Source organism: Brevundimonas sp., from assembly GCF_003248455.1.
Lineage (GTDB): Bacteria > Pseudomonadota > Alphaproteobacteria > Caulobacterales > Caulobacteraceae > Brevundimonas.
This window is the reverse complement of sequence record NZ_QFNM01000022.1, coordinates 62096-74849: the sequence shown is the minus strand read 5'-3', so window position 1 is coordinate 74849 and position 12754 is coordinate 62096. Positions and strand designations below refer to the sequence as shown.

The window sequence follows — 12754 nt, the reverse complement described above, 5'->3', positions numbered from 1 at the left end:
CGCCGGCGCCGCCCCACGCCGGAGACACCCGATGTTCAACCTGACCTTCACACGCTCGTCCGTTCTGCTCGCCGGCTGTTCCGCTCTCCTCGTGGCGGCGTGCAGCCCGGCCGCCGAGCCGCCGGCGGCCTCCAAGGCCGACGAGTCGGCGCAGACTCCGGAGCCCATGGCGATGGCGCAGACGCCCTTCTCCGCCGCCGAGGCGAGGATGCACGAGGCCATGAGGTCGGCGACGGGAGCCAGCGCCGGAGAGGCATGGGCCCGCAAGATGATCCCCCATCACCAAGGCGCCCTCGATATGTCCCAGATCGTGCTGCGCGACACGCGGGATGCCGACATTCGCCGGATGGCGCAGAAGACCGTCGAGATGCAGACCGGGGACATCGCCGAGCTCCAGCGTTGGCTCGAAACAAACGTGGGGGCCGCAGCCGGTGCGGCAGCGCCGGGCGGAGGCGGTGAGCCGCCGTTCGCGCCGGCCGAAGCGAAAATGATGGAGGCCATGATGGCCGCGACCGGGGTCGACACGGACCAGACCTGGGCTCGCAAGATGATCGCGCATCACCAGGGCGCCCTCGACATGGCCCAGGTGGTGCTGCGCGAAAGCCAGGACGCCGACATCCGGCGCATGGCGCAGAAGACGATCGAGATGCAGACCGCGGACATCGCGGAGCTGCGCGCCTGGCTGGAGGCTCATCCCGCCAGCGCAGGATGATCCGGCGTCGGCGAGAAGTCCCGTTGCAGATTTGCGAGTAGAGGAAGAACAAGGATTTCATCATCATGTACCTGGTGATGTACACGATGATCGCGTCCCTCAATCACTTCTATTTCAACCTCAACAACGTCTACATGACGCTGATGATGGTCTCGCCTATGGCGATCCTCATGCTGGTGTTCATGCGGTCGATGTATCCGTCGAAACGGACGAATCTGCTGATCGGCGGGGCTGCCGCCCTGGTGTTTGCGGTCAGCTTCTGGGGTATGCGGACCCAGGCGGCGGTGGGAGACACGGAGTTCCTGCGTTCGATGATCCCGCACCACTCCGGCGCCATCCTGATGTGCCAGCAAGCCTCGCTGACGGATCCGGAAGTGCTCGGTCTGTGCGAGGAAATCGTCCGCTCCCAGGAACAGGAGATCGCCCAGATGAAGGCTCTTCTGGCGCGGCGGTAATTCGGCGGGCGGCCGCGAGGGCCGCCGGCGCGGTCGGCTCTGCGGCAGCGTGTCGCGAGGGCCGACCGCGTCGCCTGCGTAAATCCCTATAGATCGTCGCCGTACGGAGGCGCGGTCATGACTTTCAGGAGTATCCCATGAAGCTGGATCGTCGACTACTGCTGCGCGGCGCTGTCGCCGGAGGCGGTCTCGCGGCCCTGCAGGGCTTGATGCCCGCCTGGGCCCAGACAGGTTCGCCGGGGTTGCGGGCGGACCTGCCGACCCTCACCGGCCCGAACATCGACCTGACGATCGGTCAGTCGCCGTTCACCGTGAACGGGCGCACCGCCACGGCCACAACGATCAACGGCGTGCTTCCCGCGCCGGTGCTCCGTTTGCGCGAAGGCCAGAACGTCCGCCTCGCGGTGACGAACCAGCTTGATGAGGACACATCCATCCACTGGCACGGCATCCTGCTGCCGTTCCAGATGGACGGTGTGCCGGGCGTCAGCTTCCCCGGCATCCGCCCGCGCGAGACCTTCGTTTACGAATTCCCGGTCCGGCAGTCCGGCACCTTCTGGTACCACAGCCACTCAGGACTGCAGGAGGCGCTCGGCCATTACGGGCCCATCGTCATCGACCCGGCGGGCGCCGACCCGGTCGCCTACGACCGCGAACATGTGCTGGTCCTGTCGGACTGGAGCTTCATGCACCCGCACGAAATCTTCGACAAGCTCAAGAAGAGCCCCGGTTACTTCAACCGCCAGCGCACCACCCTGGCCGGCCTGCTGGACGGCAGCGACCGGATGAGCCTGGAAGAGCGCCGGATGTGGGGCGAGATGCGCATGGATCCGCGCGACATCCTCGACGTCAACGGCTCGACCTACACCTATCTGATCAACGGCCACGGGCCGCGGGAGAACTGGACCGGTCTGTTCCGGCCCGGCGAGCGGGTGCGGTTGCGCATCATCAACGCCTCGGCCATGTCGATCTTCAACGTGCGAATTCCCGGACTGCCGATGACCGTGGTTCAGGCCGACGGCGAGAATGTGCGCCCGATCGAGACCGACGAGTTCCAGATTTCTGTGGCCGAGACCTATGACGTCATCGTCCAGCCGACCGAGGACCGCGCCTACACCATCGTCTCCGAAGCCATCGACCGATCGGGCATGGGGCGGGCGACCCTGGCGCCGCGTCTTGGAATGACCGCCGAGGTTCCGCCGCTGCGGGAGGTTCCCAACCTGACCATGAAGGACATGGGCATGGGGGACATGGGCGGCATGGGCGGAATGGATCACGGGTCCATGGGAGCCCAGCCGGGCGGAGCCATGGCCGGGATGGACCACGGGGCCATGACCGGAGCCTCCGGCGGAGCCATGGCGGGCATGGATCACGGCGCCGTGCCTGCCCAGCCTGCCGGGGCGATGCCTGGAATGGATCACGGCTCCATGGCCGGAATGAACATGCGCGATCCCGAGAATGCGCCGCCCGACATGGCGGTCGGTGTGGGCGTCGATGCCATCGCGATGGCGCCGGCCAACCGCATGGGCGAGCGTCCGATCGGGCTTCAGGATGTTCCGCATCGCGTCCTCGTCTACACCGACCTCGTCTCGCTCCAGCCCAACAAGGATCAGCGTCCCCCGTCCCGGACGATGGAAATCCATCTGACCGGCAATATGGAGCGGTTCATGTGGGGCTTTGACGGCCGAAAATTCAGCGAGCTGGTCGAGCCGATCCGGTTCGAGCGGGACGAGCGGGTGCGCGTGACCCTGGTCAACGATTCCATGATGGCGCACCCGATCCATCTGCACGGCCATTTCTTCGAACTGGTCACCGGGGGCCCTGCCGGGCACCAGCCGCTCAAACACACTGTCAACGTTCCGCCGGGCGGCAAGGTCAGTTTCGACCTGACCGCCGACAACCCCGGCGACTGGGCCTTCCACTGTCACCTATTGCTGCACATGCATGCCGGGATGTTCAATGTGGTCACGGTCCGTCCGATGGAAGGAGCTGCATCGTGAAGACGTCGGTCGCCGTCCTTCCCCTGATCCTCGCCGCGGCCTCCGCGGCGGCGGGAACGCCTGCGCTGGCGCAGAGCCACGCCGGGCATGCAACGCCCGCGCCTGTTCGCCAGACGCTTCCGGAGGGTTGCGTCGCGCGCGGCTCCTCCACCGCCGATGCATCCCGGATAGGGACGGCCGGAGCGCCGACGTGCCCGACGGGCGCGGTGCCCGTCCGTCTGCAGGCTGGGGCGATGCCGGCGGGGCACGACATGTCGACCATGGGCCAGACCCGGCCTGCGCCGGCCATGCCTGCGGGACACGACATGTCTACGATGCCCCAGACGCAGCCCGCTCCAGCCGCCGCGTCTAGACATGCCGGTCATGACATGTCGACCATGGGTCAGACCCAGCCCGCGCCGGCCATGCCGGCGGGGCACGACATGTCGGCTATGGGCCAGACCCAGCCGGCTCCGGCCGCCGCGTCCCCGCATGCCGGCCATGACATGTCGGCCATGGGTCAGACCCAGCCTGCGCCAGCCATGCCCGCGGGGCACGACATGTCGACGATGGGCCAGACTCAGCCGGCTCCGGCCGCCACGTCCCCGCATGCCGGTCATGATATGTCGACCATGGGTCAGACCCAGCCCGCGCCAGCCATGCCGGCGGGACACAACATGTCGACGATGGGCCAGACCCAGCCGGCTCCGGCCGCCGCGTCCCCGCATGCCGGCCATGACATGTCGACCATGGGTCAGACCCCGCCCGCGCCGGCCATGCCGGCGGGGCACGACATGTCGACGATGGGTCAGATGCCGGCCGGACACGACATGTCCGGAATGGCCATGCCGCCCGACGTCCCGACCAGCGCGAACAATCCCGGACGTCCACCGGAAGCCCCCGCTCCGGCGGGCGCGGCAAGCGGGCCGGCCAATGCCGCCGACCTGCTGTTCGACCCCGCCGAAATGGCGGCGGCCCGCGCCCAGCTGTTGGTCGAGCACGGAAACGTCCGCACGACGGCGGTCATCATCGACCAGCTCGAAGCGACCTTTGGCGACGACGAGGAAGGCTACGCCTGGGACGCCCAGGGCTGGACCGGCGGCGACATCAATCGGTTCTGGTGGAAGTCGGAAGGGGAGGGCGCTTTTGACGGCGAGGTCGAGGAGGCCGAGATCCAGGCCCTCTACAGCCGGGCGTTCCGACCCTTCTTCGACTTCCAGACCGGCCTGCGGCAGACCTACCGGCCCGAGGGCGACCGGACCGATCTGGTCGTCGGCATTCAGGGTCTGGCGCCCTACTGGTTCGAGGTCGATGCGGCGGCCTTCCTGTCCAACAAGGGCGAACTGACGGCGAGGGCGGAGGCCGAATATGATCAGCGGATCACCAATCGCTGGATCGTGCAGCCCCGGGCCGAGGTGGTGCTGTCGGCGGAGGACATCCCCGAACTCCGGATCGGGTCCGGCCTGTCGACGCTCCAGATCGGGGCCCGCTTGCGCTACGAGTTCCGCAAGGAATTCGCACCCTATGTCGGCGTCGAATGGACCAAGAGCTTCGGCAATACGGCGGACTTCCTGGAAGCTGACGGGCGAAGCTCGGAAGACACCCGGCTGGTCGTCGGCATTCGGGCGTGGTTCTAGCGAAGCGGCGGCGGGTCTTGTCTTGACGCCGGCGCCCCCACAGGCACGCAACGGGTCGGTTGTCAGGACGCCCCCGCCGGGGCCAGGGCCTCGCTACAGCCTGTGCCTTGCGCCGGCCGGTGACCGGCCCGGTGTTGTCCAATGACAGCGGGGCGGCGGATCCGGGCCGTCGTGATCGATCTGGATGACACCCTGCTCTCAGCCTATCGCCGCCCTGATCTGGCGTGGCGCAGCGTCTGTCAGGTATACCAGACCGAGCTTGGCGACCTCGCTCCGGACGTTGCAGCGCGCGCCCTGACGGAGGCGGGGCGGGCCTTCTGGAGCGATCCGGACAGCCACGCCGTGGGCCGCGCAGACCCGAAGCAGGCCCGGCGCGTCATCGCAGCCAAAGCCTTCGAGGCCTTGCGGCGCGACAGTAGTCCAACGGTATCTCCCGAGATCGCAGAGCGCATCGCCGACGCCTTCAGCCTCCATCGCGACCGGCAGATGCGGCTCGAACCCAAGGCGGACGCCGTGTTGGTCCAACTGCGGGACGCTGGATACCGGCTCGCGCTGCTCACCAACGGCGCCGGTCCACTGCAGCGCGCCAAGATCGAGCGTTTCGGTCTGGCTTCGCGTTTCCATCATATCCAGATTGAAGGCGAGGTCGGCGTTGGCAAGCCCGATCCGGGCGCGTTCAGGCGAGTGTTTGCCGCCTTGAACGTCGATCCGCCCGAGGTCTGTGTCGTCGGAGACAGTCTGGAATGGGACATTCGCCCGGCCAAGGCGCTGGGCTGTTTCACCATTCTGTACGACCCGGAGGCTGGCCAAGCTGTAGGACGCGGTTTCGGCGACGCCCACGTTGTGACCCGGACATTGGCGAGCTTGGCGCCCCACCTTCAGGAGCGTAGTTCGCCCCCCGGCCGGATGGATCGCGCCGGCCGGCGATCACGGCGCGCCGACTGAGCCCAGGGCTGAAAGACCATCGCGAGGGGTCAGCCGGGGAGCCGACCGCTGATCGACGACGGAAAAACGCCGCGCGGCAGGTCGCGCGGCGTTCCTTCCACATCCGGCTTCGGCCCCTCAGGAGGCGGGAGGCCGATCCCTCAGTGAACCATGAAACGGACGAGGCCGTTCATCTGGTGGCCGTCGGCGCCCTTCGCGGCCCAGGCGGCGGAATAGGATCCGGGGGCCAGGATGGGGAGGGGCGCGCTGACCGTGGTGACCGGCGCCGCGTCGTCGACCACAGCCACGTCGATGGACCGGGCGTCAGGGCCCGTCAGCCTGAGAGAGGTCAGGGTCATGGCGTGCGGGAACGTCGCCGAGAAGGTCGTCGGCGCGACCGCTAGCATGGCGTTGTCCGCGGGCGCGGTGACGACGCCGTTGGCGGGGGCCTGCATGGCGGCGTGATCCTGCGCCGACATGCCCGCGTGCGAATGGCTCTGGGCCTGGGCGAGGGAGACGGGAGCCAGCGCCGCCAGAGCGGCCAGGCTGGTGAGGATTGAACGGTTCATGAGAGACTTCCTGATGCTTACGTGGACTACTGGTTGGGCGGCATGGTCATGCCGTCCATCTTCGACATGTCATGGCCGGCCATCGGATCGGCCGGCGGCGGCGTCGGGGCGGGTGCTGGCGCCGGCGCGGGGCGGGTCGGTCGGGGCGTCGAGGCCCGGGGGGACGGCGCCGGGGCTGGTGCGGCGGCCTGCGGCTGCGGGGTCGGCTCGGGCGTGGCGACCGGCGCGGCCTCCATCGGGGTCGTCGCCGAGGCGCCCGGCGCCGTCTGGGCCTCGACCGGTTGAGGGTCGGCGGCCGGCTGGCAGGCGCCCAAGGTGATCGCCGCTGCGGCGGCTAGGATCGGGACTCTCATGTGACAAGCTCCTGAAAGAAAAGGGCGATGATCGGGTCGATTTCCCGCGACGCCCTCATACTAGAATACGCGGACGGGCGCCGCATCCCTCGCCGCCTGGAGGTCGATCGACGGAGCGCCGCTGCGGCCCGAGCGGGGCTAAGGCGCGACGAAGGTTCCGAGGACCCTCGAGCTGATCACTCAAGAGCGGCCCGGACAGCGGGCGTGTCGTCCAGCGCCTCGGACAGCTTGCGACGAGCCCGCGCCACGCGGGTCTCCACGGTCTTGATGGAGACACCCAGCATCCCGGCCGTTTCCGCCTGACTGCGCCCTTCGATTGCCGTCAGCATAAGCGGAGCCTTGAGGTGCGGCGGCAGACGGCTCATGGCCTCGTTCAACCGCGCCAGCCTTGCGCTGGCATCCATCCGGTCATCGACCGCCTCGGCCCCGTCCGGCACGGACATGGCTTCCGGCGACGACAGGTCGACGCCGCCCCGGATGAGCCGCCGAACGAAGCGGCGACGGCTCCAGTCCCGGCATTTATTGAGTGCGATGGTCCGGATCCAGGCCTCGAAGGGTCGGACCGGGTCGTAGCGGCGAATGTTGATCCAGGCCGCCGCATAGGTGTCCTGCAACAGGTCCCAGGCGTCCTGTTCATCGCCGACATAGCGCCGGACGAAACGGAACAGAGAAGTCTTGGTCTGCCGCATCAACTCGCTGAAGGCCGCCCGGTCCCCGCCGGCGGCGCGGGCTGACAGGTCGTTGGGGCTGTCCACGCGGAACGCTAGCCTTCGTCGGGCGCGAGGGCCTCGACGATACGGTCGTCGAATACCTCGGCCTGGGCCGGCGTCAGAACGGACCGCATCTCGAAGACGTGGGCGATCGTCTCCTTCTGCAAGGCGCCCATGGCGACGTGGAAATGGTCCACCGCCGCCTGGACCTGGGGACCGTCGCCGTCGCTCCGTGCGATCGCGCGCGCCAGTTCCTGATTGGCCGCGCGGACGTCCGCTTCGAGCGCGGGCCGGCGCGCGGCGAACCGGGCTTCGACTGCGTCGATGCGGGTCAGCTGGTCGGGCGAGAGCTTCAGGTCGTGGTGCACGATGTCGTGCAGGGATGGCGGTTCGCGCCGGCTCAGCACCCAGCTGGCGCTGATCCAAGTGCCCGCGCCGCTGGCGACCGCCGCCAGGACGGCCGTCAGGGCGATGGCCTGCCAGCCGCGCTTCATCGGCCGGTTTCCAGTCTCACCAGAGGCGACAGGCCCGCGTCGACCGTGAAGATGGCCATCTCTCCGGCCGGTCTGGGGGCGGCGACCGCGCCGACGCCGCCTGCCGTCAGGCCGGTGACCAGGGCCATGGCGACGGCGCCCAAACGCAGTTGCGACGCGAACCTTTCGCCGCGAAGCGCGTCGACCCGGCTCCAGACCAGCGGTTCGAGCCCGTCGAGCGACCGGCCCAAGGGCGTCGCCGCCGATCCGGCCAAAAGATCATCCAAATTACGCGCCATCGAACACTCTCCTTGCGCCCCTAATCCCTACTACGCCGAAACGAGCCAAATCCCTCAAACGAGGGGACGGCCTCTCCGGTGCGTAGTTAGCAGAAGGGACGGGATGGGAGAGAACAATGTCGATACGCAAACTTCTGTCGGGGCTCGCCCTGGTGGTGGCGCTGTCTGTCAGCGCGCCCGCGTTCGCGCACGAGGATCATGACAATCAGGCCGCGGCCCGCGCCCAGGCCGCCGCGCCGGCGGGCGCCGTGCCAGAAGGCGGCGTGATGGCCATGCCGGGGATGACCATGGACATGGACCACGGGGCCATGACTGCGGACGAGGGTCCCAAGCCTATGCCTCAACGCCTGTATCGCTGGCTCGGCGCCATGCATCCCGCCGCCGTCCATTTCCCGATCGCGCTGTTCCTCGTCGCCGCGCTCCTCGAGATCGCCGCCCTGACGCTGCGTCGGCCGGTCCTGACGCAGGGCACGCGGGTGATCATCGCCCTGGCGGCGATCTCCGCGGTCGCCGCGGTGGCGCTGGGATGGTTCGCTATGGGGCTGCCCGGGAAGGACGATGTGACTCACCTCTACCATCGGTGGCTCGGCACCTCGATCGCCGCGCTCGGCCTGCTGAGCTGGTGGGCGAAGGAACACTGGGTCCGCCGGCCGGGGCGCGGGCGCAAGCTGATCTACATCGGTCTTTTGACCGTGACCGCCGCCGCCGTGGTGGTCAACGGCCTGCTGGGCGGGATGCTGACCCATGGCATGAGGCATCTGATGTTCTGACGGCCTTGGGGTCCGTCGTCGCCCGAACGCCTCGTTCTTCATCTACTTCGCCGGACCGGGTTCTACTGCGGCCGCGGCAAACCAGGAGACTGCACCATGATGTTCCGTTCAGCACTCGCCGGATCGGCGGTCGCCGCCCTCCTCGCGACCTCCGGCCAAGCGCAAGCTCAATCACAGGCGCCGGCCCACTCCCACGCCCCCGGCTCGGTCAATACGCCAGGCTCGGCGCACGCCCCCGGCCATGCGCAATCCGCTGACGAGGCCCAGGTGCGAACGGTCGTCACCGCCTACAAGGACGCCATCGAGCGGATGGACGTGTCGCAGACGCCGGCCCTGTTCTGGCCCGACTCGGAGATCTTCGAGAACGGCGGCGTGGAGGGATCCTTCGCCTATTATCTGGAGCACCATCTCGGACCCGAGTTCGCGGATCTGGCCGGCTTCGACTTCCGCGACCACGAGATGAAGGTCGAGGTCGACGGCGACACCGCCTTCGTGAGCGAGACCTACACCTACCACATCACCTTCAAGGACAGCGCCCGGGCCCCCATCGAGCGCCGCGGCGCCGCCACGAGCGTCCTGCGCAAGCGGGGTGACGAGTGGAGGTTCGACGTCTATCACTCCTCGGCCCGGCCCTTCCGCCCCGCCGCCTGATCGCGGCGGCGACCGTCATCGGCGGCCTCCAGATATCGCTCGCCAGAGGGACCCATGAGATCGATGCCCACGCTTTCACGCCGTGCATTTCTGGCTGCGGGGGCCGGCTCCGTCGCCGTCGCGGCCTGCGCTCCGGGCGCCCGTTCATCGACCGAGCTCGCGGTCTACAAGACCCCGACCTGCGCCTGTTGCACGGCCTGGGTGGATCACATGCGCGCCGCCGGCTTCAAGGCGCGGGTCAACGAACTCCCGAGCCTTCGCTCTATACGCAGCACCCAAGGCGTGCCCGAGGCGCTCGCCTCCTGCCACACGGCCATGATCGGCGGCTATGTCCTCGAGGGCCATGTGCCGGCCGAGGATGTCCGCAAGCTTCTGGCCGAACGTCCCGAGGCCGTGGGCCTCGCAGTGCCGGCGATGCCGCTGGGGTCTCCCGGCATGGAGACGCCAGACGGCCAACGTGAGCCCTATGAGACCCTGCTGATCCTCAAGGGCGGCGGTACGCGCGTCTTCGCGCGTCACGGCTAGGCGAGGCCCAGGGATGAAGGTTCTCAAGCTCTCCACCCAGCTGCACAAATGGATTGCGCTCGTCGTCGGCCTTCAGGTGCTGTTCTGGGTCGGCGGCGGTCTGGTGATGACGGCCATTCCGATCGAGACGGTGCGCGGCGAACATCGGGCGGTTGACCTCAAGCCGAGCCCGCTGGAGCTCGGCGCGCTTCCGGCACTGAGCGAGATCGCGCGCCGAGCGGGCGTCGCGCCTGTCCAGGCGGAGCTTCACACGACGCCGCGGGGGGCGGCCTGGACCTTGAAGCCGGCGTCGGGCGAGCCAGTCGTCGTGTCCGCCGCGACCGGCCGGCCGTTCGGACCGATGTCGGCCGCCGACGCCTCGGCCTTCGCCAAGGGCGCGTACAAGGGCGAGGCGCGGGTTTCCGGCGCGGTGCTTCTGGAGACGGCGCCCGAGGAAACGGGACGCACGGGACCGCTGTGGCGGGTGGACTTCGCGGACCGCGAAAAGACGTCCTTCTATCTGTCGCCGGACACCGGCGAGGTGATGACCCGCCGCTCGGGCGTGTGGCGGATCTTCGACTTCTTCTGGCGTCTCCACGTCATGGATTGGAATGACGGCGAGGACTTCAATCACCCCCTGATCATCATCACTACCGCCTTGACCCTGAGCATCGTGATTTCGGGCTTCATCCTGCTCTGGATACGGATCTCCCGCGACCTGAAAATGGTGCGTGCGGCTCGCAGGCGGGAGCCATGAGCCGGGCGACCAATCGACCACACGAAAACGCTCCGCCAAGAGACGACAGCGACCGGACTTCACAACCGCGTCTCGCTGCCCTGGCTACCGCCTGGCCGCCGTACATCCTGCGGCAGGAGGACGTCGCGGCCAACGGGGCCGAGATGTTCGCCACGACCCACGGCGGTTTCGAGCGGCTGGCGCCTATCTATCGAAACGCCTTGATCGACACACGGCATTCGTGCGTCCCAATGGACTGGTATCTGCAGCCGCACAGCTTCGCGGAGCGGAACGACCTGTTCCTGGAACACGCAGTCGCCCTGATGGCCGAGAGCACGACGAGCGCGCTGGAGCAAGCGGGGTGATCGCGACCTTGGCCGGTTTTGGACCACTCGGATCATCACCTGCCCGGCGCGCCGCTAGTCCGATCCGGCCCTTCCGGGTCATTCGTCATCCCAACTACTGGATCGCATCTCTTGAGATCGCCATGTTGCCGCTGGTTTTCGGCCAGGTCTGGATAGCAGTGGTGTTCACCGCGCTTAATGCCATGCTGATCACCTGGCGGGTGCGGCTGGAGGATCGCGCTCTTGCCTATCAGGCCTGTGAGCCAGAACGACCTGGATGCGAGGCGGGCCAGTCACCGACGATCAGGTCACGCGGTGCGAAATCTCGGTCAGAGCCCTGAGACCGGTTCCGAAGCGGGCGATTGATGCCCGGTGCCGTTCCAGTTCTCCGTAGGGCAGATAGCGCACATTGAGATCGGCGATCCGGCTGAAGGCCGGACGTTGCAACTGCGCCCGCACATCGTTTTCGCGGCTGTCGGGAGCGACCAGGAAAAGGCCGGCGGAGATGTTTAGTTCGCCTGACAGGGCGAGGTCCAGCATTCGCACGACACCGGAGTAGATCGTGGTGGAATGCTCGACCTCGAAGGCGGCCGCCACGCGGTCCGCGTCTCCCTCCAGCCAGAGTACGTCGATCAGCCGGATGGACTCGGCGCCTGGACCGTTCGCCAGCGACGGCGGTAGTTGTTCTAGGCAGCCCTCGCTCAGGCGTGCGCCCTCGTGCTGGCGCCCGCGGTCATTGGACGCGATCCAGACCCTGTAGCCCAGCGCGCGACCCAGATCACGGACCCAGGCCTGGATCTCTGTGTGGGTCCGGTCCGTCTCGCCCTGCTGGAGCGCGGTCTTCTCGAACTTGACCGCTTCGGCGCGCGCTTCGGCCAGCCGCGCGTCCCAGCCGCTGGCGGACAGACTCTCGTCGTCCAGGGGCGGCGCGGGATAACGGCCGGAGCCCACGTCGAACAGGAAGCCCGCGATCGCCCCGAGATCGTTGGACAGAAGATCGCTGTAGCGAGCGTTGAGGGCCAAAATTCCTTGCCGCATCGCAAGGTAGTGCTCCCAGCTCCCGAGCTTGACCTTTGATCCGGTGATCGCATTGTAGCCGTTGACGATCGCGGTATTAAACGGCGAAACGTGGGTAGGGTGAAGAAAATAGATCAGGTTGGCTACTGCGGGCCCGAGGCCCTTGATTCGGAGCTGGTCGATCGTGCGGATGCCCGTGAGAATTTCCGTTTCCGTCGAACAACAGCTGCAGTGATGCAAAAGCCGGCCGAAAGCGCGTTGATTGGCCGGATTTTCGTAGATGTCCGGGATGCGGAGTTTGGGTTTCCAGAGGAAGGCATGATCCGCGCCCTTGAAGATCTGCCGTTGTTCGGCGACCGAGTGAACGATCGTCTCCAGCGACGACCCGCGATAGGCCACGCCGAACTGGCCAGCTTCGATCTCCTCGACGACTTGACCGATGCCGCGACGGATCGAGCGGAAATTCTTTAGACGCTCGTCCCACAGGAACCACGTCTGATAGGTCGCAGCCGGGTCTCGCCGCCACTCTCCAATAAGATCCCGAAGTCGCTCCTGCACGCCGCCTCCCCCGATTTCTGACCAGTCTAGGCGGTTCCCGACGGCCGGGACAACGGCCATTTG

The 12754-nt window shown here is 67.6% G+C and carries 17 protein-coding genes; 12 read left to right on the top strand and 5 right to left on the bottom strand.

The features are described 5' to 3' along the window. The first annotated feature begins 31 nt into the window (after nucleotides 1-31). From DI624_RS09780 to DI624_RS09760, 5 genes are all read left to right on the top strand, one after another. A complete protein-coding gene (locus tag DI624_RS09780) occupies nucleotides 32-712 on the top strand; it encodes a DUF305 domain-containing protein (protein ID WP_052004990.1) in 681 nt (226 codons plus the stop codon). 65 nt (nucleotides 713-777) lie between these two features. Further along, nucleotides 778-1167: a DUF305 domain-containing protein gene (locus tag DI624_RS09775; protein ID WP_291537770.1), complete on the top strand. Its 390-nt coding sequence runs from the start codon at nucleotides 778-780 to the stop codon at nucleotides 1165-1167. A gap of 137 nt (nucleotides 1168-1304) precedes the next feature. After that, nucleotides 1305-3167 carry a copper resistance system multicopper oxidase gene (locus DI624_RS09770; RefSeq protein ID WP_035308097.1) on the top strand — a complete coding sequence of 621 codons (1863 nt, stop codon included), beginning with the start codon at nucleotides 1305-1307 and terminating at the stop codon, nucleotides 3165-3167. Between the two features lie 377 nt (nucleotides 3168-3544). Then, nucleotides 3545-4783, top strand: a complete 1239-nt coding sequence (locus DI624_RS09765) for a copper resistance protein B (RefSeq protein WP_230307596.1) — start codon at nucleotides 3545-3547, stop codon at nucleotides 4781-4783. Between the two features lie 141 nt (nucleotides 4784-4924). Next, nucleotides 4925-5728 carry an HAD family hydrolase gene (locus DI624_RS09760; RefSeq protein WP_088582503.1) on the top strand — a complete coding sequence of 268 codons (804 nt, stop codon included), beginning with the start codon at nucleotides 4925-4927 and terminating at the stop codon, nucleotides 5726-5728. A 140-nt stretch (nucleotides 5729-5868) separates the two neighbouring features. On the opposite strand, the gene DI624_RS09755 is transcribed toward DI624_RS09760, so the two are convergent. Then, nucleotides 5869-6276 (bottom strand): copper resistance CopC family protein, encoded by a 408-nt coding sequence (locus DI624_RS09755; RefSeq protein ID WP_052004988.1) that lies wholly within the window; start codon nucleotides 6274-6276, stop codon nucleotides 5869-5871. A gap of 21 nt (nucleotides 6277-6297) precedes the next feature. On the opposite strand from DI624_RS09755, the gene DI624_RS09750 reads away from it, so the two are divergent. Then, entirely contained in the window at nucleotides 6298-6561 is a 264-nt protein-coding gene (locus DI624_RS09750; protein ID WP_291537758.1) for a hypothetical protein, read from the top strand. A gap of 244 nt (nucleotides 6562-6805) precedes the next feature. On the opposite strand, the gene DI624_RS09745 is transcribed toward DI624_RS09750, so the two are convergent. The 3 genes from DI624_RS09745 to DI624_RS09735 are packed head-to-tail and all read right to left on the bottom strand — an operon-like array spanning nucleotide 6806 to nucleotide 8111. Further along, on the bottom strand, nucleotides 6806-7384 hold the full coding sequence (locus tag DI624_RS09745; RefSeq protein WP_035309312.1) for an RNA polymerase sigma factor: 579 nt from the start codon (nucleotides 7382-7384) through the stop codon (nucleotides 6806-6808). Nucleotides 7385-7392: 8 nt separating this feature from the next. After that, the gene (locus DI624_RS09740; protein ID WP_088582505.1) at nucleotides 7393-7833 is read right to left on the bottom strand and encodes a periplasmic heavy metal sensor; all 441 of its coding nucleotides are present in this window, start codon (nucleotides 7831-7833) and stop codon (nucleotides 7393-7395) included. After that, nucleotides 7830-8111 carry a hypothetical protein gene (locus DI624_RS09735; protein WP_035309315.1) on the bottom strand — a complete coding sequence of 94 codons (282 nt, stop codon included), beginning with the start codon at nucleotides 8109-8111 and terminating at the stop codon, nucleotides 7830-7832. The genes DI624_RS09740 and DI624_RS09735 overlap by 4 nt, the downstream gene beginning before the upstream one ends. 116 nt (nucleotides 8112-8227) lie before the next feature. Here DI624_RS09735 and DI624_RS09730 point away from each other — a divergent pair, with 116 nt between their 5' ends. The 6 genes from DI624_RS09730 (at nucleotide 8228) to DI624_RS16150 (ending at nucleotide 11457) form a co-directional block, all read left to right on the top strand. Continuing rightward, the gene (locus tag DI624_RS09730; RefSeq protein WP_291537743.1) at nucleotides 8228-8881 is read left to right on the top strand and encodes a DUF2231 domain-containing protein; all 654 of its coding nucleotides are present in this window, start codon (nucleotides 8228-8230) and stop codon (nucleotides 8879-8881) included. A 96-nt stretch (nucleotides 8882-8977) separates the two neighbouring features. Continuing rightward, on the top strand, nucleotides 8978-9532 hold the full coding sequence (locus DI624_RS09725; protein WP_081836204.1) for a nuclear transport factor 2 family protein: 555 nt from the start codon (nucleotides 8978-8980) through the stop codon (nucleotides 9530-9532). Between the two features lie 63 nt (nucleotides 9533-9595). Continuing rightward, a complete protein-coding gene (locus DI624_RS09720) occupies nucleotides 9596-10057 on the top strand; it encodes a DUF411 domain-containing protein (protein WP_088582509.1) in 462 nt (153 codons plus the stop codon). 13 nt (nucleotides 10058-10070) lie between these two features. Next, nucleotides 10071-10793, top strand: coding sequence for a PepSY domain-containing protein (locus tag DI624_RS09715; protein WP_291537736.1), 723 nt, complete (start codon nucleotides 10071-10073; stop codon nucleotides 10791-10793). Next, nucleotides 10790-11137, top strand: a complete 348-nt coding sequence (locus tag DI624_RS09710) for a hypothetical protein (RefSeq protein WP_291537734.1) — start codon at nucleotides 10790-10792, stop codon at nucleotides 11135-11137. Before DI624_RS09715 ends, DI624_RS09710 begins: the two co-directional genes overlap by 4 nt. A gap of 122 nt (nucleotides 11138-11259) precedes the next feature. Then, a complete protein-coding gene (locus DI624_RS16150; protein WP_353738806.1) occupies nucleotides 11260-11457 on the top strand; it encodes a hypothetical protein in 198 nt (65 codons plus the stop codon). Here the strand turns inward: DI624_RS16150 and DI624_RS09705 are convergent. Further along, nucleotides 11420-12751: a type II restriction endonuclease gene (locus DI624_RS09705; RefSeq protein WP_291537731.1), complete on the bottom strand. Its 1332-nt coding sequence runs from the start codon at nucleotides 12749-12751 to the stop codon at nucleotides 11420-11422. The genes DI624_RS16150 and DI624_RS09705 overlap by 38 nt on opposite strands. Nucleotides 12752-12754 lie beyond the last annotated feature (3 nt).